This is a genomic window from Bradyrhizobium sp. 195 (genome assembly GCF_023101665.1).
Classification (GTDB): Bacteria; Pseudomonadota; Alphaproteobacteria; order Rhizobiales; family Xanthobacteraceae; genus Bradyrhizobium.
The window spans coordinates 2,281,489-2,300,901 of record NZ_CP082161.1 but is presented as its reverse complement, the minus strand read 5'-3'; the positions used below and the strand labels follow the sequence as shown (position 1 = coordinate 2,300,901).

The following is a 19,413-nucleotide window of genomic DNA, read 5'->3' as shown; positions in this document are numbered from 1 at the left end:
GGCGTGCTGCCGCGAGCGGGCGTCCGCCTGAGGGATCTTGTACGCCGGCATTGAGTCGTAATGGCGGCTCGGCGCTGCAAAATCGTTAACGGCGGCGTTTGGTCACATCATCGCCGCGTTCGGAAGGCCTAACGGCAGCCGGAGGCAGGTCACGTCAGGGGACCTCAGGAATAGCAAATGAAAATTTTACGCATTGCCGCGCTGCTCGCGGCCGGATTGACATTGCCGCAGGCCGCATTTGCGGGTGAAGCCGAATATGCCGAGATGGTCGCGGCCCATGCCCGCGCCAACGGCGTGCCGGAAGCGCTGGTGCACCGCGTGATCATGCGCGAGAGCCGCTATCAGCCTCACCTCGTCGGCCGCGGCGGCACCATCGGGCTGATGCAGATCAAGCTCGCGACCGCCCGCGGGGTCGGCTACACCGGCGATGCCGCCGGCCTGCGCGATCCCAACACCAACCTCACTTATGCCGTGAAGTACCTCGCCGGCGCCTATCGCGCCGCCAACGGTGACCACGCCCGCGCCGTGCGCTATTTCGCAGGCGGCTATTACTACGCTGCCAAGCGGCAGCGGCAGGAGGCCGTGCAGGTCGCCAATATGGGCGCGACCGATATGGGTCAGCCTTGGCTCGAGCCGAACGGCAACCCGCAGCCGATGTTTGGCAATGTGCCGCATCGCAAGCTCGCCCAGCGCGTCCGCAACGCGCGGGCACAGGCGATGAAGTAGCTTCTCGTGTCCCGGACGCGCTGCAACGCGTAGCGTTGCTGCGCTGAGCCGGGACCCACGCCAGCCACGCATATGGGCCCCGGCTCAGCAGCACACCACTGCGTGATGCGCTGCGTCCGGGGCACGGCTGCGGTTCCCGCCAAACGCGTTGACACCGCCTGTCACTGGCATACATTAGAGCCGTTCCGAGGGGTGCTCCGAGGAGGAGCTGAGATACCGCTAAATGGGCAATACCGCCCAGGACCGCGGTGACCCTTTGAACCTGATCCGGGTCATGCCGGCGAAGGGACAGGGATGTTGCAGACGACCAAGCGACCGGATTCACCGGTATCCATCATCGGCGCAGGCATTGCGGGCGCCTGGCAGGCGCTACTGTTCGCACAGGCCGGCCATGCCGTGACCTTGCACGAGCGCGGTGACGAGGCGATGACGGACGCCACCAGCCATTGGGCCGGCGGCATGCTCGCGCCCTATTGCGAGGCCGAGGTCGCCGAACCCATCATCAGCCGCCTGGGGCTGCGCTCGCTCGACATCTGGCGGCGCGAGCTGCCCGACACGCCGTTCAACGGCTCGCTCGTCGTCGCCCATCCGCGGGAACGCAACGATTTCGAGCGTTTTGCGTGCATGACCGAGGACCACCGCCGGCTCGACGCCGCCGGGCTCGCCGAGCTCGAGCCGTCGCTGGAGGGCCGCTTCCGCGACGCGCTGTTCTTCCCGGCCGAAGGCCATGTCGAGCCGCGCCGCGTGCTGCCGCAGCTGCACGAGCGCATCCGCGCCGCCGGCGGCACCATCAGATTCTGCAGCGACGTCACCGCCACCGATCTCGCAAAGGATCCAGACGGCATCGTGATCGACTGCCGCGGCCTCGGTGCCCGCGACGAGCAGCCGGAGCTTCGCGGCGTCAAGGGCGAGATGATCCTGATCGAGACGGACGAGGTGCAGCTTGCGCGCCCGGTGCGGCTGATGCATCCGCGCTGGCCACTCTACGTGATCCCGCGCGAGAACAATCTGTTCATGCTGGGCGCGACCTCGATCGAGGCCGAGGATACCGGCGTCAGCGTCCGCTCCGCACTGGAGCTGCTCGGCGCGGCCTATACCGTGCACCCGGCATTCGGCGAGGCCCGCATCGTCGAATTCGGCTCGGGGCTTCGCCCCGCCTACCCCGACAATCTGCCGCGCATCGGCATTCGCGGCCGCAGGATCAGCGTCAACGGCCTGTATCGTCACGGCTTCCTGCTCGCGCCGGCGCTTGCCGAGCTGACGCTCAACTATGTCGAGCGCGGCCAGATCGACAACGAGGTGATGCAATGCGCGTGATCGTCAACGGTGAGGCGCGCGAGGTGAACTCGGGAAGCGTCGACGCGCTGCTCTCGGAGCTCGATTACGAGGGCACCCATTTCGCCATCGCGCTCAACTACGACGTCGTGCCGAAAAGCCGCTGGGCCGAGACGCCGCTGAAGGCCGGTGACGAGATCGAGATCATCACGCCGCGGCAGGGAGGGTGAGGTGATGCTCTCACCAAGCACTCTACTGTCATCGCCCGGCTTGACCGGGCGATCCAGTACGCCGCGGCTCCTCCGTGTCACGGCACGGCCTCTGGAATACTGGATCCCCGCCTTCGCGGGGATGACAGCTGCATTTGGGGAGACACCTGAGCCATGGTGACCTTCTACGGCAAAACCTTCGCCTCCCGCCTGCTGATCGGCAGCGCGCTCTATCCCTCGCCTGCGATCATGCAGTCAGCGATCCGCGCCTCCGGCTCGAGCATCGTCACGGTGTCGCTGCGGCGCGAATCCGCCGGCGGCAAGACTGGCGACGCGTTCTGGAATCTGATCCGCGAGCTCGACGTCACCGTGCTGCCGAACACCGCGGGATGCCGCACGGTGCGCGAGGCGGTGACGACCGCAAAACTCGCCCGCGAATTGTTCGGCACGTCCTGGATCAAGCTCGAAGTGATCGCCGACAACGACACGCTGCAGCCCGACGTCGTCGGCCTGGTCGAGGCCGCGACCATCCTGATCAAGGACGGCTTTGAAGTGTTCCCCTATTGCACCGAGGATCTCTCGGTCGCGAACCGCCTCGTTGACGCCGGCTGCAAGGTGGTGATGCCGTGGGCCGCGCCGATCGGCAGCGCCAAGGGCATCACCAACCGCGATGCGCTGAAGCTGCTGCGCGAACGGCTGCCGGACATCACGCTGGTGGTCGACGCCGGCATCGGTGCGCCCAGCCACGCGGCAGAGGCGCTCGAGCTTGGCTTCGACGCCGTGCTGCTCAACACCGCGATCGCCAAAGCGGCAGATCCTGTCGCGATGGCCAACGCCTTCCGCCTCGGCTGTGATGCCGGCCGCACCGCTTACGAAGCCGGGCTGATGAACGCCCGCGACTTCGCCTCCCCCTCCACCCCTGTCGTTGGGACCCCGTTCTGGCATGCCGTATCCTGATCGCTTCTATCCCGTCGTCGACAGCCTCAAATGGGTCGAACGCCTGACCAAGCTCGGCGTCGGCACCATCCAGCTGCGCGCGAAAGAGCTCAACGACGCCGACGCGCTGCAGATCGTCACCGACGCGCTGGCGATCACTGAGGGCACGCAGGCCAAGCTGGTCGTGAACGATTATTGGCGCGCGGCGGTCGTCGCCGGCGCGAAATATTTGCATCTTGGCCAGGAGGATCTGGCCGACGCGGACCTGAAAGCGATCCGCGAAGCCGGCCTGTCGCTCGGCATCTCCACCCACGACGACGCCGAGCTCGCAACCGCGCTCGAAGCCAAGCCCGACTACGTCGCGCTCGGTCCGATCTTCTTCACCACCTTGAAGTCGATGCGCTTCGAGCCGCAGGGCATTCCAAAGATCACCGAATGGAAGAAGCGCATCGGCACCATCCCGCTGGTCGCGATCGGCGGCATCAAGTTCGAGCACGCCGCGGAGATCTTTGCCGCCGGCGCGGATTCGATCGCTGTGGTCAGCGACGTCACGCAAAATGCCGACCCGGATGCGCGGGTGCGGCAATGGCTAGGCCTGAAGGAGGCTGCGTGATGCACTCGGCGCTCACACCCCACACGCGACTGTCATCGCCCGGCTTGACCGGGCGATCCAGTACGCCGCGGCCTATCCGCATCCCACCACCGCCTCTGGAATACTGGATCCCCGCCTTCGCGGGGATGACAGCGGTATTTGTCGCTCGCGCAGCGATGCCAACGAACTAAAAGGAGGATCCCATGAACATCCGCTCCAACCCCGACAAAACCGTCCCCGCCGTCACCACCGGCCCGCTCCCCTCCTCGCGAAAGATCTTCGCATCCCCAGATGCCGCGCCCGACCTGCGGGTGCCGCTGCGCGAGATCATCCTGTCCGAGGGCGCCGGCGAGCCCAACCTGCCGGTCTACGACACCTCGGGCCCTTACACCGATCCGTCCGTCACCATCGACGTCAACGCCGGCCTTGCGCGCAGCCGCAAGCAATGGGTGCTGGAGCGCAGCGGCGTCGAGGAATATGAGGGACGCCAGATCAAGCCGGAGGACAATGGCAGCGTCTCCACCGACAAGGCCGCGCGCGCGTTCAGCGCATATCACAAGCCGCTGCGCGGTCTCGACGGCCACAAGATCACCCAGCTCGAATTCGCCCGCGCCGGCATCATCACCAAGGAGATGATCTACGTCGCCGCCCGCGAAAATCTCGGCCGCAAGCAGCAGCTCGAGCGCGCGGAAGCCGCCCTCGCCGACGGCGAGAGCTTTGGCGCTTCGGTGCCCGCCTTCATCACCCCGGAGTTCGTGCGCGACGAGATCGCGCGCGGCCGCGCCATCATCCCCTCCAACATCAATCACAGTGAACTCGAGCCGATGATCATCGGCCGCAACTTCCTGACCAAGATCAACGCCAATATCGGCAACTCGGCGGTGACCTCGTCGGTCGAGGAAGAGGTCGAGAAGATGGTGTGGGCGATCCGCTGGGGCGCCGACACCGTGATGGACCTCTCGACCGGCCGCAACATCCACACCACGCGTGAGTGGATTTTGCGCAACTCGCCGGTGCCGATCGGCACGGTGCCGATCTACCAGGCGCTGGAGAAGTGCAACGGCGATCCCGTGCAGCTGACCTGGGAGCTCTACAAGGACACCTTGATCGAGCAGTGCGAGCAGGGCGTCGACTATTTCACCATCCACGCCGGCGTGCGCCTGCAATACATCCACCTCACCGCCAACCGCGTCACCGGCATCGTGTCGCGCGGCGGCTCGATCATGGCGAAGTGGTGCCTCGCGCATCACAAGGAGAGCTTCCTCTATACGCATTTCGACGAAATCTGCGACCTCATGCGCAAGTATGACGTCTCGTTCTCGCTCGGCGATGGCCTGCGTCCGGGCTCAATCGCAGACGCCAACGACCGCGCACAGTTTGCCGAACTCGAAACGCTCGGCGAATTGACAAAAATCGCGTGGGACAAGGGCTGCCAGGTCATGATCGAAGGCCCTGGCCACGTGCCGATGCACAAGATCAAGATCAACATGGACAAGCAGCTCAAGGAGTGCGGCGAGGCGCCGTTCTACACGCTTGGACCGCTGACCACCGACATCGCGCCGGGCTATGACCACATCACGTCGGGCATTGGTGCGGCCATGATCGGTTGGTTCGGCTGCGCCATGCTCTGCTACGTCACGCCGAAGGAGCATCTCGGCCTGCCCGATCGTAACGACGTCAAGACCGGCGTCATCACCTACAAGATCGCCGCCCACGCCAGCGATCTCGCCAAGGGCCACCCCGCAGCGCAACTGCGCGACGACGCCCTCTCCCGCGCGAGGTTCGACTTCCGCTGGAGCGACCAGTTCAACCTCGGCCTCGACCCTGATACCGCCAAGAACTTCCACGACGAGACCCTGCCGAAGGAAGCCCACAAGGTCGCGCATTTCTGCTCGATGTGCGGGCCAAAATTCTGCTCGATGAAGATCACGCAGGACGTGCGCGACTACGCGGCGACGCTGAACGATCCGAACAGCGTGGGCATGTCGATGGCCGGCACCGCCGAAGACGGCATGGCCAAGATGAGTGCGAAGTTCAAGGAGATGGGAAGCAGCGTTTATCTGGATGCGGAGAAGGTGAAGGAGAGCAATCGGGTGTTGTGAGCCTCTCGGCTCATTATGCGCGGACTTGTTCGAGCATCCATCAGAAACGAGAAGCCGGGCGAGAGCTCGGCTTCTTTTTGGTATCGCCGAGCCGTTACCAAGCAGATGAGAGGATGAGAGGAGATTGCAGCAGTGCAGCCAGCCGTCGAGCGCCTTACTCAAATCGGTCCGTTTCCGCTGCATCGATATTGCGGGAGCTTGAAGCTTTGCTCGGCAAAGTGCAAACACCGGTTACTGATGACGAGGCAAGGGCTTTGGTACGGCTGTTTGGGCCAGATGATTGTTTCGGCCTTGCTTGGTCGTTGCTTCACTTGATCGAGACATCTCGTGGCTGGCCCATCGAAGGTGCGCTCCACGGTCTCAAAGGCGAATGGATCGAGAAGCTGGCAGAGCGCAGCGCGTAGCCAGGATGAGCGAAGCGACATCCGGGATTGACAGCAACCCGCATGTCGCTGACGCTCTCTGGGCTACAACGTTAATGTTGGCCGATTTGCCCGCCTCCACGCCCCACCGCCTCCCGGACCAGCTCCGCCGCAACCTCCGCCTCGTCTTCGTCGGCACCGCCGCCTCGACGCGCTCGGCGGAGCTGGGGCACTATTACGCTCATCCCGGCAACCGCTTCTGGCGCGCGATCCATGAGGCCGGGATCACGCCGCGGCGCTATCAGCCGGGCGAGTTCGCGGCGTTGATCGAGCTCGGGGTCGGCTTCACCGATCTCTGCAAGACGGGCGCGGGGATGGATCACCAGATCGCGGCGGAGACGATCGACGTATCAGGCTTCAGGGCGAAGATGGACAAATACCGGCCACGGACGATTGCGTTCACGAGCAAGAAGGCGGCGAGCTTGTTTTACGGCAGGCCGTCGAGCAGGATTGCGCTGGGTCGGCAGCAGCGCGAGGGAAGCCTGCCCGAGATCTTCGTGCTGCCGTCGCCGTCGGGTGCGGCGTCCGGGCATTGGACGCTGGAGCCGTGGCGCGAGCTTGCTGCATGGATCGCGGCGTAGGGTAGGCAAAGGCGATCTTGCGCCGTGCCCACCATCTCTCCACGCATCCGGTAGAACGGTGGGTACAGCGCGCGAAGAGCGCGCCTTTGCCCACCCTACAACACTGACCGGCGTGGATCGGCCGTGCTTCGTAGATCCGTAGGGTGGGTTAGCTGCGCGGCTGCGCGAAGCGCAGGCGGCGCGGCGTAACCCACCGCTTCTGCCGCCGCGGTCGCACAAGAGAACGCCATCGGACTACGCTTCGCGTAGCCGCGAGCTAACCCACCCTACGCACCACCATTGCCTCAGCCCAGCGAGGCCAGCTCGCGCGCGAGGTTGGCGCGGGCTTGCCGGTCGAGGGTGGCGGCGAAGTCGGGATCGGGAAAGATCACCTCGCGCGCCGCGAAGTGGCGGAGCACGCGGGCGCGGCCGACGCGGTAGTCGTCTTCGCCGACATGGATGAATTCGCGGCGGATCGCGGCGGCATAGGCGTCGTATCGTGCGGGGTCGGTACCGAGAATGCTGAGGTCGATCGAGATCAGGATCGCCCCGAGGCGATCGCCGGCGGCAACGTCGTGCGTCTTGGTCAGGCGGATCAGGCGGCCGACCTCCTGGCGAAGCTCGGTGCGGACGCGCTGTTCGGCGAGCTCCGCGCTGCGCTCCTCGTTGTCCGACCGGGTCGGGTCGTAGACGACGTCGTGCCACCAGATCGCCTCCGACAGCGTCTCGCGCTCGGCGGCCGAAAGACCCTCGACGCGCGCGAGCGCGGCCAGGCAATCCTCGATATGCGAGAGATTGTGATAGTGACGGCCGGGCGCCGCATAGGCCGCGGCCAACTGTTCCCGATTCATCGGCAAGACCTCGTTCATCGAACAATTCCTTGAAGAGCCTCTTTGCGCGTTCCGTGCATGGGGAGATAAGGCAGGGCCCGGAGTGTCTGCATTGTAGCAAGGGTCATGCGGATCAGGCCACTTGTCCGCGACGACGGCGGACGTGTTATTCACCAATGGCGCTGGTTCCGCTGACGCCAAGGTGGTGGGTTACGCCTTGGGCCGTTACGTGTTGATGGACCGCGCATGTGAACGGCTAACCCACCCTACAAGGACAAGGCAGGATGTCGGAATCCGCAACCGTCGTTCGTCCTCAGGGGACAAAGTGCAATCAACCCGGAACCCCACATGCCCCCCATCATCACCGCGTTCGAAAACTCCCCCGACCGCGGCCGCGGACAGGCGCGCGACATGCGGGTCCGCTGGGCGCTGGAGGAGGTCGGCCAGCCCTACGATGTACGTCTTCTTTCATTCGAGGCGATGAAACAGCCCGTGCATCGCGCGCTGCATCCCTTCGGGCAGATCCCAACCTACGAGGACGGCGATCTCGCGCTGTTCGAATCCGGCGCGATCGTGCTTCATATCGCCGAGCGCCACGATGGCTTGCTGCCGAAGGATGCCAATGCGAGGAGCCGCGCGATCGCGTGGATGTTCGCCGCGCTCAGCACGGTGGAGCCGCCGATCATCGAGCTCACCATGGCGATGCTGTTCGAGCGCGACAAGAGCTGGTACGCGGAGCGCCTGCCCATGTTGCAGGACCGCGTCCGCGTCAGGCTCGGCGAACTCTCCCGCCGCCTCGACAATGCCGACTGGTTCGACGGCGCATTCAGCGCCGGCGATCTCATGATGGTGACGGTGCTGCGCCGGCTGAGCACATCGGGTTTGCTGGACGGGTATCCCGCTATCGCCGCCTATGTCGCGCGCGGCGAGGCGCGGCCGGCGTTCCGACGCGCGTTCGATGCGCAGCTTGCGGTGTTCACCGCCGCGTCACTCTCGTAGGGTGGGCAAAGCGAAAGCGTGCCCACCACCTGTTTCGTATTGTACTGACACCGATGGTGGGCACGGCGCTTGCGCGCCTTTGCCCACCCTACGGCACCTCGCCCTACCGCATCGTGATCGCAAGGCCGCTGAGATCGGCATTCGCCATCAACCCGACCTGCGTTCCCGTCAGCTCCAGCACCGCGCCCTTCTGGTTGGTCAGCACGATGGCGCGGGCGCCGCGGCCGACCGCAAGGCCGGCACCGGCGGCGCCGTAGACGCCGGCGACGTCGGAGGGACGGTTGATGTTGGAGACGCGGCCGCGCAGCACGGTTTTCGAGCCGCCGAACACGAGGCCGTAGTCGAGCCCGCCGGTGGAGAGCCCATAGGCGCGGCCGCGGAAGTTGAGCACGCCCGAGCCGCCGGACCCGCCGATGATCCAGCCCGCCTTGTAGATCGTCAGCGTCACGAAACCGCCGTCGGCCAAGGCCGAGGTCGAGAGCCCGGCTAGGGCGGCAATGCCGACCAGCGCGGCGCGGAAGGTGGATGCGATCTTCATGGACGTCTCCGGGGGCTATTTTTCAGGGAGGGGAATCGAATCAGATGCGGCGAATCTACCCGATCGATCGCGGCGGCAACATGATGGGGGCGCGTGGGCGCGCTCTTCGCCAAGCACTCAACTGTCATCGCCCGGTTTAACCGGGCGATCCAGTATTCCATAAGGCGGCGATGATTGAGCCGAGAAGCCGCAGCGTACTGGATGCCCCGGTCGAGCCGGGGCATGACGGCGGAGTTTGGGGCCGCAACTCGGGCCAACCGCATCATGCCATTCTGCCCCTGCTTTGCCCGACGGAGCAAGCGATTTGTTTCGCTCTTTCCGAATTCGAAAAAGACCAATGATTTCCGTCCGGCTCCTACTGTGCATGGGGTTGTTTTCGCATTTTTCGTTTTGAGCCGCCCTCGCCTGCCGCTACGCTTCCAGCGTCAGCGACCGTCTTTCGAGGTGATCCCATGCCGATCCAGCATTTCGCGCCCCCACCGCACGTCAAGGCGCCGCCGCTATCCTTTGCGACGCGCGTCGGCGATCTCCTGTTCGTCTCGGGCATTCCCGGCTTCGATGCCAATGGCGCGCTGCCCGATGGCTTCGAGGCGCAGTTCGCCAACGTCGTCGTCAACATCAAGCGCGTGCTCGGCGAGGCAGGCGCTGGTGTCCGCGACCTCGTCAAGGTCAACGTGCTCCTGACCCGCCCCTCCGATGTCGCCGCCATGAATGCGCTCTATGCCGGCGCCTTCGGCCCGCCGCCTTACCCGGCGCGCACCACTTGCGTGGTGCAGGCCCTGCCCGATCCGAAGATGCTGATCGAGATCGAGGCGGTGGCCTCGCTGTCGAAGTGAGCCGCGCGTGTGGCTTGTCGGGCACGCGGCCAAACCAAATGCGCGGCCGCGACTGACATGTCCGTGAACGGCCGCCCCCCGGCTTGCAAAGACCCTGCTTTTCCCGCACGAATTTTCGGATCCCACGTCCCCACAAGGAGATACTTCATGCGTCGCGTTCTCGCGCTCTGTGCCGTTGCCGGCATTGCCACCTCCGTCTTTGCCGTGCCGGCCTCGGCTGCGGTCGGCTATTACGTGATCCGCTGGGACAACACCGGCATCTGCCAGGTCTGGAACGAGGACCTGAAGTACAAGCCGTTCCAGTTTGGGGTGTCGACCTACAAGGTCGTCAGCAAGCCGCAGCCGACGTTCCAGGCCGCCTCCGACCTCCAGATCAAGATGCGCGCCGAGCGCCGCTGCACGCTCTAGGCTTGACGCGACAAAACGGTTTTCAAGGCGGATCGCGCGAGCGGTCCGCCTTTTCGTTTTTGCAGGACCCTCGCGTTTTTCGGCCGAAATCAGCCATCTGGCGCGCGCGTTCGTTGAACCTGATCAGCGTGCGGAACTACTCACATCTTGTCCGGCGCGCATTCCCAGAGCGTCCGGCATCAGCCCTCCCCGCATTCCCGGGAGGCGCATCACATCATTCATTTGAGGAGCTGATCATGCGTCGTATTTCCGTGCTGTGCGCTGCCGCCGGTCTTGCCGTCACCGCGTTCGTCGCCGCGAGCCCTGCACAGGCCAGCTATCACCTGATCCGCTGGCAGGACACCGGCTTCTGCCAGATCTGGGACGAGAGCATCCCGACCACGCCGTGGCCGGCCGGCTATCACCGCGCCAGCGCGACCGTGCCGACCTTCATCGACGCACTCGCGGCGAAGGACGCCGCGCTCAAGAACGGCAGCTGCACCTGGTAAAATTTCGATCGGCGGACGAAGAGCCGGGCAAGGACGCGGGCATGCGTTCTTGCCCGGTTTGTTTTTGCTCTCGGCTCCCGTAGTCGTAGGGTGGGCAAAGCGAAGCGTGCCCACCATTGTGCGCGACATGAGAAAGGACGTGGGCACGGCGCAAGTGCGCCTTTGCCCACCCTACGAGACCTTTTGCATCAGCAGAAGCGGACGCGCTCTCACGCGTCCTTGTGCGCGCCGGGATGGATCAGGACGTCGCGGGCGGCGGCGAGGTCGATGAAGGCTTGCGCGCTGCCGCCGTGGTCGGGATGCATGCCCTTGGCGGCGCGGCGATAGGCCTGGTTGATGTCCTCGCAGGTGAGCTGCACCGCGAGCGGCAAGCCGAGCATCTTGCGCGCGCGATCCTCGCTGGACAGCTTCTTCGGCGCGGCATTGCGGCGGCCGAAGCGCGGCGCGGTCAAATCATGGACGACCTCGAGCACCACACCGAGACGGCGCTGCGCCGCAAGCGTCACGCCGTGATCGTCATTGCCCGCGGCCTGGCGCAGCACCGGAAGCGCCTGCTCGGCGGCCTGACGCAGCATGGTGTCCGTGCTCATCCGCGCGATCTCGGCCACGAGCCGGCCCGCCTCGGCCCAATCGGGCGATTGCGCCGAGCGGAGGCGTTCGAGGGCGAGTTTCCAAGAATCGAGCCGAGGGTCGAGCCGTTCCATCATGCGCGCAACGTTTAGCAATGAAGATCAGTATGCCAAGGCTGCCGTTTCCGACCCCTTAATTTCGAGTTAGCGTTTCGTGAAACTTCGAAAACAAATCGGGAGGAATATGTCATGGCACTGCTTGCAAACCACATCGCCGTCGTCACCGGTGCCGGTTCCGGCATCGGCCGCGCCATCGCCGCCGGCTATGCGCGCGAGGGCGCGCAAGTGGTGCTGCTCGACGTCAATTCCGAAACCGTCGCGGACGCTGCCCAGGAGATCCGAAAATCGGGCGGTAAGGCCGAGAGCTTCGCACTCGACGTGACCCGGCGGGAGGATTGCTTCGCGCTGGCTAGCCAAGTCGCGGACAAGGTCGGACAGGTCTCGATCCTCGTCAACAATGCCGGCATCACCCGCCGCAACGCCTTCACCGCGGAGACCGAGACGGTGGCGAAGGACTGGAACGACATCATCTCGCTCAACCTCAACGGCGTCTTCAACATGACGCAGGCGTTTCTCGCCCCCTTGCGCGCGAGCAAAGGCCGCATCGTCAATATCGGCTCGATCCAGTCCTTCGTGCATCTGCGCACGCCGAGCTCGGCGGCCTACACCACCTCGAAACACGGCGTGCTCGGCTTCACCAAGGCGCTCGCGGTCGAGCTCGGCAAGGAGGGCGTGCGCGTCAACGCGATCGGCCCCGGCTTCATCGAGACCAACATCAACGCCAATGTGCGCGCCACCAATCCGGCGCTGGTGCAGGCCTTCGTCGATCACACCCCGCTGGCGCGCACCGGCAAGCCCGAGGACATCGTCGGACCCGCGATCTTCCTGGCGTCAGACCTGTCGGCCTATGTCACGGGAACCATCGTGATGGTGGACGGCGGCTATCGAACGGTGTGAGGGAGAACGCTTTCACCACACACGGTGTCATCACCCGCGAAAGCGGGTGATCCAGTATTCCAGAGACGCCAAACGTCCCACGAGGGGCCGCGGCGTACTGGATCGTCCGCTTGCGCGGACGATGACACCGTATTTGCCGCGCGAGATAGTCCCACATCACCCTGCATCTCGCACCAATCGCGGCGGCTTCGCGGCATTCCTGAGGTCATCTCGTGCGATCGGCCGTGGTTAACCTTTCATTAACCAAACCCGACCACCGTACATCTACGGCTAGGGGGTCGTTTGTTCTCGATCCGCTTCCAACGATGGAAGCGGGCGTTGATCGGGGAGTATGTTGATGACCACTGTTCATGTCGCCGCGTCCGAGCCGGGCGCACAATTTCTTGCTCCTAACCAGATCGTTCCGTTGCTGATCGGCGCGACCGTCGACGAGGTCGAGCGCGAGCTCGTGCTCCAGACGCTTGCGCGCTGCGACGGCAACCGCACGCGCGCCTCGCGCGTGCTCGGGCTGTCGGTACGCACGCTGCGCAACAAGATCAGGATCTATGCCGCCTCCGGCATCGACGTGCCCGCCTATCAGGATTAGCGCGCGGTTGCGGGCTGATTGATGTTGACCGATCCCGCGCGAAGCGCGGGCGGAATTGCTGCTGTCGTCAAACGCCGCTAAGTAACTTGCTTCCGGTCAGGGGAGCAGTGGCGTGGCAGACGATCAAGGACGACGGCAGGGATCTCAGGGACCGCGCGGGCGGCAGGGCGAGCCCGGACGGCCGGGACCGCAGGGTCATCCGGGCCGACGCGGGCCGGATGGCACGCGCGGCAAGCCTGGTCCACTGGGCAAGCCGGGGCCGATCGGAAAAGCGGGACCTCAGGGCAAGCCCGGTCCGCAAGGCAAGCAGGGCGAGGCCGGCCCGCGCGGGGCAATTGGCGCGCAGGGTCCCGCCGGACCACAGGGGCCGGTAGGGCCGCAAGGCCCGCGCGGCGAGGCCGGGCCGCCCGGTCAGTTGCCGTCGATCGAACAAGTGCTGCCGTGGCTCGATCAACTGTTCGACGCCTGGGACGAGCGCCGCCGCCAACGCGAACGCGAGGCCGCCGAGCGCGATGCGCTGGAGGCCGCCGTGCACGAGCCCGATGAGCCCGTCGTCGACGACGAGAGCGATGACGGCGACGGCGACGATCACAAGAAAAAGAAGAAAAGGAAGAAGCACGGCAAGGATCAGTGACACTCTCCTGCCCCGGACGCAGCGCGGCATGCAATGCTGCGGCGGTTGAGCCGGGGCTCATATACCGAGACGCGCGTGCATGGCTTCCAGGTCGCGGCTCTGCGTCGCACCGCTAACGCGCTGCGCCGCGTCCGGGACACGAGCCTCGGTTCAGGAAGCCGCCGATGAATCATCTTTGCGCGGCAGCATGCCCATGCGCTCGAACTGCCAGCGCATGGCGCGGTACCAGAGATAGCCGACCGCCGCGCCGCACAAGGCAAGGATGATCACGTTCGCGCTCGAGAACGAGCCGCTCCACCACATCATCCACGCCGTCCACAGCAGCGTGAAGATGATGGCACCTGCTTTCAGCGGAAGAAGGGGGCGGCTCATGATCGTGCTCCGGGCTGTCAAAACCCCGGCGAACATCATCGCGCACCAAGAGGCCTTCTTCCGTGAGCCAGATCACGGAATGGCTTTCTGCGATCGCTAGCCGAACCGAAGCCGTGAGCGTTCTCTCGCCCTTTCCGCCTCGATCTCGCGGTCGCGCGCCGGCGCATGGGTATGCAGCGAAGTCAGGAGGTTTCGCGCGGCCTCCGAGACCTCCGCCACCGCACGGTCGAACGCCGCCTCGTTGGCCTGCGACGGCTTGTTGAAACCGGACAGTTTTCGCACGAACTGGAGCGCGCTGGCGTGGATCTCATCCTCCGTCGCCGGCGGCTCGAAGTTGAACAGCGTCTTGATGTTGCGGCACATGCAGGGGTCTCTCCGGATGTTTCCTTGAAGACGAGCGGCGGAGCCGAAATCCTACATCCTTCCCCGCACTTCTGCTAAGTTCCCCCGCAACGCGGCCGCCGACCATGAGCCGCAATGGGGGAGAGAAACATGAAGGCTTCCTGCGCCGCATTGACGGCTGTCCTGCTGTCCTTTTCGACACCGATATGGGCCGCCGATCATCCGGCCCCCAAACAGGGCGATTGGATCGCCAGGGATTTCAAATTCCATACCGGCGAGACCATGCCGGAACTGAAGCTGCATTACACCACCGTCGGTGAACCCACCGGCCAGCCGGTGCTGGTGCTGCATGGAACGGGCGGCTCGGGCACCGGTATGCTGGGGCCCTCCTTCGGTGGCGAGCTGTTCGGCCCGGGGCAACCGCTCGACGCCTCCAAGTATTACATCATCATTCCCGACAATATCGGCCACGGCAAGTCATCGAAGCCGTCGGACGGCATGAAGACGAGCTTTCCGAAATACAATTACGACGACATGGTCGAGGCGCAGTATCGCCTGGTGACGGAAGGCCTCGGCGTCAAGCATCTGCGGCTCGTCATCGGCAATTCGATGGGCGGCATGCAGACCTGGCTGTGGGGCGAGAAATATCCGAAGGCGATGGATGCGCTGATCCCGATGGCCTCGCAGCCGACCGAGATGGCCTCGCGCAACTGGATGATGCGTCGGATCATGCTCGACACCATCCGCAACGATCCCGACTACAACGGCGGCAATTACACCAGCCAGCCGCGCATGATGAAATATGCCCTCACCGCCTACGGCATCGCGAGCATCGGCGGCACACTGGCCTATCAGGCGCAGGCGCCGACGGCAGCGAAGGCGGACAAGATGGTCGACGATCGACTTGCCACGCCGATCACGGCGGATGCCAACGACTTCGTCTATCAGTGGGAGTCCTCGCACGACTACAATGCCGGCGAGAAGCTGGAGGCCATCGAAGCGTCGCTGCTGCTGATCAATTCCGCCGATGACGAGCGCAACCCGCCCGAGACCGGCATCACCGACGCTGCGATGAAGCGGGTCAAGAACGGCCACCTGTTCCTGATCCCGGCGAGCGCCGAGACGCGCGGTCATGGCACCACCGGCAATGCGAAATTCTACGGCGAGCATATCAGGCAGTTGCTGCAAACCACGCCGCAACGCGCGATGTAGATCGCCGGGCGCGCCATCATATCGCAACGCATCATATGCGGCGCCCCGGCGCCGCATATTATTTGAGCATGCAATGCGCTGACAGCTCGGGCTTAATCGCGTCAACAATACGAATCGCCGCGCGGGACAATCGCGCCACTGGCACGACGCGACGAGGAGGATCGCATGCACAGGCTCGCACTGTGCGTTTGGCTGGCCGCGCTGACGGCGCTAACGAGCGCCGCATTCGCGTTCGACAACGGACAATACGACCACGTCCCGCCCGACATCCGCGCCTGGTTCAAGAGCGTGATCGCGCCGAACGGCGTGCCCTGCTGCGACATCTCCGACGGCCATCGCACCGACTACGACGTGCGGAGTGGCGCCTATTGGGTGCCGATCGAGGGACAATGGATGGAGGTGCCCGAACGCGCCATCATCCGCGGTCAGGGCAATCCGGTCGGCCAGGCGGTGGTCTGGTACGTTCACCACCGCGGCGCCATCATCATCAGCTGCTTCGTGCCGGCGGATGCGGTCTAGCATGATGGATTTCGTTGGCTGAGGCGGCGCGATCGGGTAGCTTGTCGCAAAGCTGATGCGGAGGCACGCCGTTGACCGATCTTTGCGCCGAAGACCTCGCCACCATCTATGCCAAGCCGAGCCCCCGCGTGATCGCGAAGGCGCGTCCCGCGATCGATGCGCATGCGAAGAAGTTCATCGAGATGTCGCCGTTCTGCGTGCTCGCGACATCGGGCGCGGACGGCAGCGTCGATGCCTCGCCACGCGGCGGCAGCATCGGCTTCGTCCACGTCGCAGGTCCCAACCAGCTATTGATGCCTGATCGCTCCGGCAACAACCGCATCGACAGTTTCCGCAACGTCGTCGAAGGCTCGGGTTTCGTGCATCTGCTGTTCTTCGTGCCCGGGATCGACGAGACGCTACGCGTCGGCGGACGCGGTACGCTGTCGGCCGATCCGGATCTGCTCGCTTCCATGGTGGAGTTCGGCAAGCCGCCGCGCGCGGTGTTGAACGTCGCGGTCAGCGAAGTCTATTTCCACTGCGGCAAGGCGCTGATGCGCTCGAAGCTGTGGTCGCCCGAGAAGGTGCAGCGCTCGGTGATGCCGAGCATCGTGACGGTCATTCACGACCAGACCGGCCTTGGGGAGCCGGCGAGCCAGGAGACCGTGGAAGAACTCTACAAGACACAGTTGTAGGTGGGGCGTAGTTGTAGCTGGCGCGGCAATCACAGTGTCGTCCCGGACAAGCGAAGCGCAGATCCGGGACCCATAACCACAGGATTGAGTTTGACGAAGACTCGGAGTTACTAGCTCATCCCACAACCACCCCTGTGGTTATGGGTCCCGCGTTCGCGGGGACGACAGCGGAGTGAGTAGCTACGTTGGTGCGCTAGCTCAGTGCCCCTCGCCTTCGAGGCCGCCGACGTGCTTCTGGGTGTAGAGCTCGAGGCCGATGCGGCCGATCAAATCGAGCTGGGTTTCGAGGAAGTCGATGTGGTGCTCCTCGTCGCTCATCAGCTTCTCGAACAGGTCACGCGTGACATAGTCCTTGACGCCGTGGCAGTAGGTCGCCGCTTCCTGGTAGAGCGCACGCGCGCTCATCTCGGCAGCGAGGTCGCACTCGATGATCTCCTTGACGTTCTGGCCGATGCGCAAGGGGTCGAGCACCTGCATGTTCGGGAAGCCGTCGAAGAACAAGATGCGCGCGGTGAGCTTGTCGGCGTGCTCCATCTCCTCGATGGACTCCTTGCGCCAGACCTTGGCCATGTCGAGGAGACCCCAATTGTCGAGGAAGCGGTAGTGCAGCCAGTACTGGTTGATCGCAGTCAGCTCGTGACGCAGTGCCTTGTTGAGATAGTCGATAACTTTTGCGTCGCCCTGCATGGTTCACTCCAGCTCTTGCAGTCCAAATCGGCCCTAACCGAGTTTAGAATGCTTCTAAGTCAGTTTGCGAATGAGGGCAACCGGCTACGGAGACGCAGCCGGGGAAAAGCTCAGCCGAGCTGGCGAAAGGCCTTCAGCAGGCCGCGAGGGCGAATTGAGCGGGCTGGGCCGTCTCGTCATTGGCGGCCACGGTGTGGCTATGCGGGCAGCCCGAGCAGCAGGACTGGGCGCAGGGGCCAAGCGCTTCGTCGATGATGGTCTTGATCGTCCGGGCGCAGCGGCCGCATTCGGCGCTACAGCCGAGGCACCCATAGACCTGCTTGGCATGGCGCACAGCGTCGTCGGACTCGGCGACGGCGGCGCGGATGTCGTCATCGCTCAGCACGTTACAGGAACAAACGATCATGGAAGCGGCAGGCCCTTCGGTGATGCGTCACCATCGATATTTAACGGGCCGGCCGGATGCAAAAGGAAAAAGCGGTATTTGAAGCTATTCCAAACTGGCCCCAGCAGCAGCCTAGAACGGCTCTAAAACCCAGCGTTGCGCTGGATCAAGATTAGAGCGGATCTAGTCGCCGCCGCCCCCTCCACCCCCGTCGCCGCCACCTCCGCAATCCCCGCCACTACCGCCACTGTCACTGCTGGAACGGCTGCCGCCGTCGCTCGAGCTCCCCGAACTGCCGCCGGAAAACCAGCTCCCCAGCCAGACGCCGTCATTCGTCCCCGTGTAGCTGTCGCCGCCGCCATTACCGCCGTCGCCGCCGGCCGCGGCCCGCGAGCGGCGCTGGCTGCGGTTCTGAAAGTGCACGATCCAGCCGTAGCCGATCGCGAAGATAACTCCAGCAGCGATCAATGCACCTATCATCGTGGTCCAACTCGCCTCCCAGGCACATCTGTGCCCGATATCCATTGGTCGCGCCCGGCAAAGGGGCCGTTCATTGATCATTCAAACGAAGTATGGAACTTTGCTCCCAAAGAGTTCCCGCGCGTTCCTACGAAAGGCCAAAGCCCATGAAGAAGTTGCTCCTGGCGGTTACTGCCGTCGCCTCCTTGGCCTTTGCGGCCGCAACACCGGTCCATGCACAGCGCGGCGTCGCGGCGGGAGTGGCGGCCGGAATCATCGGCGGCGCCATTGTCGGCGGTGCACTGGCCTCTCCGTATTATTACGGACCCGGCCCGGGCTATTACGAACCCGGCTATTATCCGCCCCGCTACTACGCGCCGGGTCCGGGCTATGTTTCCGATGGCTATTACGGTGGCAACTGCGTCTGGCAGAAGCAGCGCTTCTGGGACGGCTATGGCTGGCGCGTCCGCCGCGCCAGAGTCTGCGGCTGAAGGCGTCGCGGGGCGGTTCGTCTGGACCGCTTTACTACGGAGGCGCCGTTCATCTCGGAGCCCGAAAAAGACCGCTTTTTCTCGTCACAGCTCCGTGCGCGTTTACCGTGGGTTGACCAATTGCGCGCTTCCTAGCTGCACGGCCAATTCCATCAGCGTGTGCGTGAACCTTTGAAACCCGGGCGCCTCTAACAAGAGGAACCCATCTCCCAGGAGAGCCCTGAGCATGAAGAAGACTTTAGTTGCCGCCCTCACGGTTGCGACGGTCGCCGGTTCGCTGGTGACCGCCACTCCGTCCGCCAAGGCCCATGACGGCGTCGGCGCCGGCATCGCGGCCGGCCTGATCGGCGGCGCGATCGTCGGCGGCGCCATCGCGTCGAGCCGCCCCGCCTACGGCGGTCCGGTTTACGTCGCCGAGCCCCCGCCGCCCGCGCCCTGCTACTGGCAGCGTCAGCGTTATTGGGACGGCTACGGCTGGGTCGTGCGCCCGGTTCGCGTTTGCTACTGATCTGATCGCACGGCGCTCACCAGCGCCGCGATCGAAG

General features: G+C 64.6%; 27 protein-coding genes and 1 riboswitch. Of the genes, 19 read left to right on the top strand and 8 right to left on the bottom strand.

The genetic code is table 11. From position 1 onward, the window contains the following. The first annotated feature begins 177 nt into the window (after positions 1-177). The 7 genes from IVB26_RS10660 to IVB26_RS10630 all read left to right on the top strand — a co-directional run bounded on the left by IVB26_RS10660 (position 178) and on the right by IVB26_RS10630 (position 6,843). Positions 178-726: a lytic transglycosylase domain-containing protein gene (locus IVB26_RS10660; protein ID WP_247971612.1), complete on the top strand. Its 549-nt coding sequence runs from the start codon at positions 178-180 to the stop codon at positions 724-726. 178 nt (positions 727-904) lie between these two features. Beyond that, a riboswitch (TPP riboswitch) is annotated at positions 905-1,033 on the top strand. Then, positions 1,021-2,043 carry an FAD-dependent oxidoreductase gene (locus IVB26_RS10655; RefSeq protein WP_247971611.1) on the top strand — a complete coding sequence of 341 codons (1,023 nt, stop codon included), beginning with the start codon at positions 1,021-1,023 and terminating at the stop codon, positions 2,041-2,043. Its footprint overlaps the riboswitch before it by 13 nt. Continuing rightward, complete coding sequence (gene thiS, locus IVB26_RS10650) at positions 2,034-2,231, top strand: sulfur carrier protein ThiS (RefSeq protein ID WP_247971610.1); 198 nt, start codon at positions 2,034-2,036, stop codon at positions 2,229-2,231. Before IVB26_RS10655 ends, thiS begins: the two co-directional genes overlap by 10 nt. A gap of 153 nt (positions 2,232-2,384) precedes the next feature. Continuing rightward, the gene (locus IVB26_RS10645; protein WP_247971609.1) at positions 2,385-3,167 is read left to right on the top strand and encodes a thiazole synthase; all 783 of its coding nucleotides are present in this window, start codon (positions 2,385-2,387) and stop codon (positions 3,165-3,167) included. Then, the gene (locus tag IVB26_RS10640) at positions 3,154-3,759 is read left to right on the top strand and encodes a thiamine phosphate synthase (protein ID WP_247971608.1); all 606 of its coding nucleotides are present in this window, start codon (positions 3,154-3,156) and stop codon (positions 3,757-3,759) included. The genes IVB26_RS10645 and IVB26_RS10640 overlap by 14 nt, the downstream gene beginning before the upstream one ends. Before the next feature lie 182 nt (positions 3,760-3,941). Continuing rightward, a complete protein-coding gene (gene thiC, locus IVB26_RS10635; RefSeq protein ID WP_247971607.1) occupies positions 3,942-5,840 on the top strand; it encodes a phosphomethylpyrimidine synthase ThiC in 1,899 nt (632 codons plus the stop codon). A gap of 490 nt (positions 5,841-6,330) precedes the next feature. Further along, positions 6,331-6,843 carry a mismatch-specific DNA-glycosylase gene (locus IVB26_RS10630; protein ID WP_458309365.1) on the top strand — a complete coding sequence of 171 codons (513 nt, stop codon included), beginning with the start codon at positions 6,331-6,333 and terminating at the stop codon, positions 6,841-6,843. A 284-nt stretch (positions 6,844-7,127) separates the two neighbouring features. On the opposite strand, the gene IVB26_RS10625 is transcribed toward IVB26_RS10630, so the two are convergent. Beyond that, positions 7,128-7,673, bottom strand: a complete 546-nt coding sequence (locus tag IVB26_RS10625) for an HD domain-containing protein (RefSeq protein WP_247973134.1) — start codon at positions 7,671-7,673, stop codon at positions 7,128-7,130. Positions 7,674-8,000: 327 nt separating this feature from the next. Here IVB26_RS10625 and IVB26_RS10620 point away from each other — a divergent pair, with 327 nt between their 5' ends. After that, on the top strand, positions 8,001-8,651 hold the full coding sequence (locus IVB26_RS10620; protein ID WP_247971605.1) for a glutathione S-transferase family protein: 651 nt from the start codon (positions 8,001-8,003) through the stop codon (positions 8,649-8,651). A gap of 103 nt (positions 8,652-8,754) precedes the next feature. Here the strand turns inward: IVB26_RS10620 and IVB26_RS10615 are convergent, their stop codons facing one another. Beyond that, the gene (locus IVB26_RS10615; RefSeq protein WP_247971604.1) at positions 8,755-9,189 is read right to left on the bottom strand and encodes a hypothetical protein; all 435 of its coding nucleotides are present in this window, start codon (positions 9,187-9,189) and stop codon (positions 8,755-8,757) included. A 452-nt stretch (positions 9,190-9,641) separates the two neighbouring features. Between IVB26_RS10615 and IVB26_RS10610 the strand changes: the two genes are divergently transcribed. From IVB26_RS10610 to IVB26_RS10600, 3 genes are all read left to right on the top strand, one after another. Next, positions 9,642-10,025 carry a RidA family protein gene (locus tag IVB26_RS10610; protein ID WP_247971603.1) on the top strand — a complete coding sequence of 128 codons (384 nt, stop codon included), beginning with the start codon at positions 9,642-9,644 and terminating at the stop codon, positions 10,023-10,025. A 147-nt stretch (positions 10,026-10,172) separates the two neighbouring features. Next, positions 10,173-10,433, top strand: a complete 261-nt coding sequence (locus IVB26_RS10605) for a hypothetical protein (RefSeq protein WP_247971602.1) — start codon at positions 10,173-10,175, stop codon at positions 10,431-10,433. 236 nt (positions 10,434-10,669) lie between these two features. Continuing rightward, positions 10,670-10,921 carry a hypothetical protein gene (locus IVB26_RS10600; RefSeq protein WP_247971601.1) on the top strand — a complete coding sequence of 84 codons (252 nt, stop codon included), beginning with the start codon at positions 10,670-10,672 and terminating at the stop codon, positions 10,919-10,921. Positions 10,922-11,130: 209 nt separating this feature from the next. Here IVB26_RS10600 and IVB26_RS10595 read toward each other — a convergent pair whose 3' ends face one another. Further along, positions 11,131-11,628: a J domain-containing protein gene (locus tag IVB26_RS10595; protein ID WP_247971600.1), complete on the bottom strand. Its 498-nt coding sequence runs from the start codon at positions 11,626-11,628 to the stop codon at positions 11,131-11,133. Positions 11,629-11,739: 111 nt separating this feature from the next. On the opposite strand from IVB26_RS10595, the gene IVB26_RS10590 reads away from it, so the two are divergent. The 3 genes from IVB26_RS10590 (at position 11,740) to IVB26_RS10580 (ending at position 13,727) form a co-directional block, all read left to right on the top strand. Next, positions 11,740-12,507: an SDR family NAD(P)-dependent oxidoreductase gene (locus tag IVB26_RS10590; RefSeq protein ID WP_247971599.1), complete on the top strand. Its 768-nt coding sequence runs from the start codon at positions 11,740-11,742 to the stop codon at positions 12,505-12,507. Between the two features lie 337 nt (positions 12,508-12,844). After that, positions 12,845-13,093, top strand: coding sequence for a helix-turn-helix domain-containing protein (locus IVB26_RS10585; RefSeq protein ID WP_063201937.1), 249 nt, complete (start codon positions 12,845-12,847; stop codon positions 13,091-13,093). 112 nt (positions 13,094-13,205) lie between these two features. Continuing rightward, complete coding sequence (locus IVB26_RS10580) at positions 13,206-13,727, top strand: collagen-like protein (RefSeq protein ID WP_247971598.1); 522 nt, start codon at positions 13,206-13,208, stop codon at positions 13,725-13,727. A gap of 150 nt (positions 13,728-13,877) precedes the next feature. On the opposite strand, the gene IVB26_RS10575 is transcribed toward IVB26_RS10580, so the two are convergent. Continuing rightward, positions 13,878-14,099: a hypothetical protein gene (locus IVB26_RS10575; protein ID WP_246930336.1), complete on the bottom strand. Its 222-nt coding sequence runs from the start codon at positions 14,097-14,099 to the stop codon at positions 13,878-13,880. 96 nt (positions 14,100-14,195) lie between these two features. Then, positions 14,196-14,462, bottom strand: a complete 267-nt coding sequence (locus IVB26_RS10570) for a DUF2277 domain-containing protein (protein ID WP_246930334.1) — start codon at positions 14,460-14,462, stop codon at positions 14,196-14,198. A 129-nt stretch (positions 14,463-14,591) separates the two neighbouring features. Here IVB26_RS10570 and IVB26_RS10565 point away from each other — a divergent pair, with 129 nt between their 5' ends. From IVB26_RS10565 to IVB26_RS10555, 3 genes are all read left to right on the top strand, one after another. Continuing rightward, a complete protein-coding gene (locus tag IVB26_RS10565; RefSeq protein ID WP_247971597.1) occupies positions 14,592-15,653 on the top strand; it encodes an alpha/beta fold hydrolase in 1,062 nt (353 codons plus the stop codon). Positions 15,654-15,818: 165 nt separating this feature from the next. Next, entirely contained in the window at positions 15,819-16,172 is a 354-nt protein-coding gene (locus IVB26_RS10560) for a hypothetical protein (RefSeq protein ID WP_247971596.1), read from the top strand. Positions 16,173-16,243: 71 nt separating this feature from the next. Further along, complete coding sequence (locus IVB26_RS10555) at positions 16,244-16,846, top strand: MSMEG_1061 family FMN-dependent PPOX-type flavoprotein (protein ID WP_247971595.1); 603 nt, start codon at positions 16,244-16,246, stop codon at positions 16,844-16,846. A 198-nt stretch (positions 16,847-17,044) separates the two neighbouring features. On the opposite strand, the gene bfr is transcribed toward IVB26_RS10555, so the two are convergent. The 3 genes from bfr to IVB26_RS10540 all read right to left on the bottom strand — a co-directional run bounded on the left by bfr (position 17,045) and on the right by IVB26_RS10540 (position 18,398). Further along, a complete protein-coding gene (gene bfr, locus IVB26_RS10550) occupies positions 17,045-17,533 on the bottom strand; it encodes a bacterioferritin (RefSeq protein WP_011089420.1) in 489 nt (162 codons plus the stop codon). Positions 17,534-17,666: 133 nt separating this feature from the next. Then, a complete protein-coding gene (locus tag IVB26_RS10545; protein WP_247006817.1) occupies positions 17,667-17,939 on the bottom strand; it encodes a (2Fe-2S)-binding protein in 273 nt (90 codons plus the stop codon). Between the two features lie 162 nt (positions 17,940-18,101). Then, entirely contained in the window at positions 18,102-18,398 is a 297-nt protein-coding gene (locus IVB26_RS10540) for a hypothetical protein (RefSeq protein WP_247971594.1), read from the bottom strand. Between the two features lie 146 nt (positions 18,399-18,544). On the opposite strand from IVB26_RS10540, the gene IVB26_RS10535 reads away from it, so the two are divergent. Both IVB26_RS10535 and IVB26_RS10530 read left to right on the top strand, forming a co-directional pair. Continuing rightward, positions 18,545-18,868, top strand: coding sequence for a hypothetical protein (locus IVB26_RS10535; RefSeq protein WP_247971593.1), 324 nt, complete (start codon positions 18,545-18,547; stop codon positions 18,866-18,868). A 226-nt stretch (positions 18,869-19,094) separates the two neighbouring features. Further along, positions 19,095-19,376 carry a hypothetical protein gene (locus tag IVB26_RS10530; RefSeq protein WP_063201912.1) on the top strand — a complete coding sequence of 94 codons (282 nt, stop codon included), beginning with the start codon at positions 19,095-19,097 and terminating at the stop codon, positions 19,374-19,376. Positions 19,377-19,413 lie beyond the last annotated feature (37 nt).

Excerpts from the sequence above, each read along its gene's own strand:
- IVB26_RS10660 (WP_247971612.1), top strand. The coding sequence starts at position 178 with ATGAAAATTTTACGCATTGCCGCGCTGCTCGCGGCCGGATTGACATTG.
- IVB26_RS10655 (WP_247971611.1), top strand. The coding sequence starts at position 1,021 with ATGTTGCAGACGACCAAGCGACCGGATTCACCGGTATCCATCATCGGC.
- thiS (WP_247971610.1), top strand. The coding sequence starts at position 2,034 with ATGCGCGTGATCGTCAACGGTGAGGCGCGCGAGGTGAACTCGGGAAGC.
- IVB26_RS10645 (WP_247971609.1), top strand. The coding sequence starts at position 2,385 with ATGGTGACCTTCTACGGCAAAACCTTCGCCTCCCGCCTGCTGATCGGC.
- IVB26_RS10640 (WP_247971608.1), top strand. The coding sequence starts at position 3,154 with ATGCCGTATCCTGATCGCTTCTATCCCGTCGTCGACAGCCTCAAATGG.
- thiC (WP_247971607.1), top strand. The coding sequence starts at position 3,942 with ATGAACATCCGCTCCAACCCCGACAAAACCGTCCCCGCCGTCACCACC.
- IVB26_RS10625 (WP_247973134.1), bottom strand. The coding sequence starts at position 7,673 with ATGAATCGGGAACAGTTGGCCGCGGCCTATGCGGCGCCCGGCCGTCAC.
- IVB26_RS10620 (WP_247971605.1), top strand. The coding sequence starts at position 8,001 with ATGCCCCCCATCATCACCGCGTTCGAAAACTCCCCCGACCGCGGCCGC.
- IVB26_RS10615 (WP_247971604.1), bottom strand. The coding sequence starts at position 9,189 with ATGAAGATCGCATCCACCTTCCGCGCCGCGCTGGTCGGCATTGCCGCC.
- IVB26_RS10610 (WP_247971603.1), top strand. The coding sequence starts at position 9,642 with ATGCCGATCCAGCATTTCGCGCCCCCACCGCACGTCAAGGCGCCGCCG.
- IVB26_RS10605 (WP_247971602.1), top strand. The coding sequence starts at position 10,173 with ATGCGTCGCGTTCTCGCGCTCTGTGCCGTTGCCGGCATTGCCACCTCC.
- IVB26_RS10600 (WP_247971601.1), top strand. The coding sequence starts at position 10,670 with ATGCGTCGTATTTCCGTGCTGTGCGCTGCCGCCGGTCTTGCCGTCACC.
- IVB26_RS10595 (WP_247971600.1), bottom strand. The coding sequence starts at position 11,628 with ATGATGGAACGGCTCGACCCTCGGCTCGATTCTTGGAAACTCGCCCTC.
- IVB26_RS10590 (WP_247971599.1), top strand. The coding sequence starts at position 11,740 with ATGGCACTGCTTGCAAACCACATCGCCGTCGTCACCGGTGCCGGTTCC.
- IVB26_RS10585 (WP_063201937.1), top strand. The coding sequence starts at position 12,845 with ATGACCACTGTTCATGTCGCCGCGTCCGAGCCGGGCGCACAATTTCTT.
- IVB26_RS10575 (WP_246930336.1), bottom strand. The coding sequence starts at position 14,099 with ATGAGCCGCCCCCTTCTTCCGCTGAAAGCAGGTGCCATCATCTTCACG.
- IVB26_RS10570 (WP_246930334.1), bottom strand. The coding sequence starts at position 14,462 with ATGTGCCGCAACATCAAGACGCTGTTCAACTTCGAGCCGCCGGCGACG.
- IVB26_RS10565 (WP_247971597.1), top strand. The coding sequence starts at position 14,592 with ATGAAGGCTTCCTGCGCCGCATTGACGGCTGTCCTGCTGTCCTTTTCG.
- IVB26_RS10560 (WP_247971596.1), top strand. The coding sequence starts at position 15,819 with ATGCACAGGCTCGCACTGTGCGTTTGGCTGGCCGCGCTGACGGCGCTA.
- bfr (WP_011089420.1), bottom strand. The coding sequence starts at position 17,533 with ATGCAGGGCGACGCAAAAGTTATCGACTATCTCAACAAGGCACTGCGT.
- IVB26_RS10545 (WP_247006817.1), bottom strand. The coding sequence starts at position 17,939 with ATGATCGTTTGTTCCTGTAACGTGCTGAGCGATGACGACATCCGCGCC.
- IVB26_RS10540 (WP_247971594.1), bottom strand. The coding sequence starts at position 18,398 with ATGATAGGTGCATTGATCGCTGCTGGAGTTATCTTCGCGATCGGCTAC.
- IVB26_RS10535 (WP_247971593.1), top strand. The coding sequence starts at position 18,545 with ATGAAGAAGTTGCTCCTGGCGGTTACTGCCGTCGCCTCCTTGGCCTTT.
- IVB26_RS10530 (WP_063201912.1), top strand. The coding sequence starts at position 19,095 with ATGAAGAAGACTTTAGTTGCCGCCCTCACGGTTGCGACGGTCGCCGGT.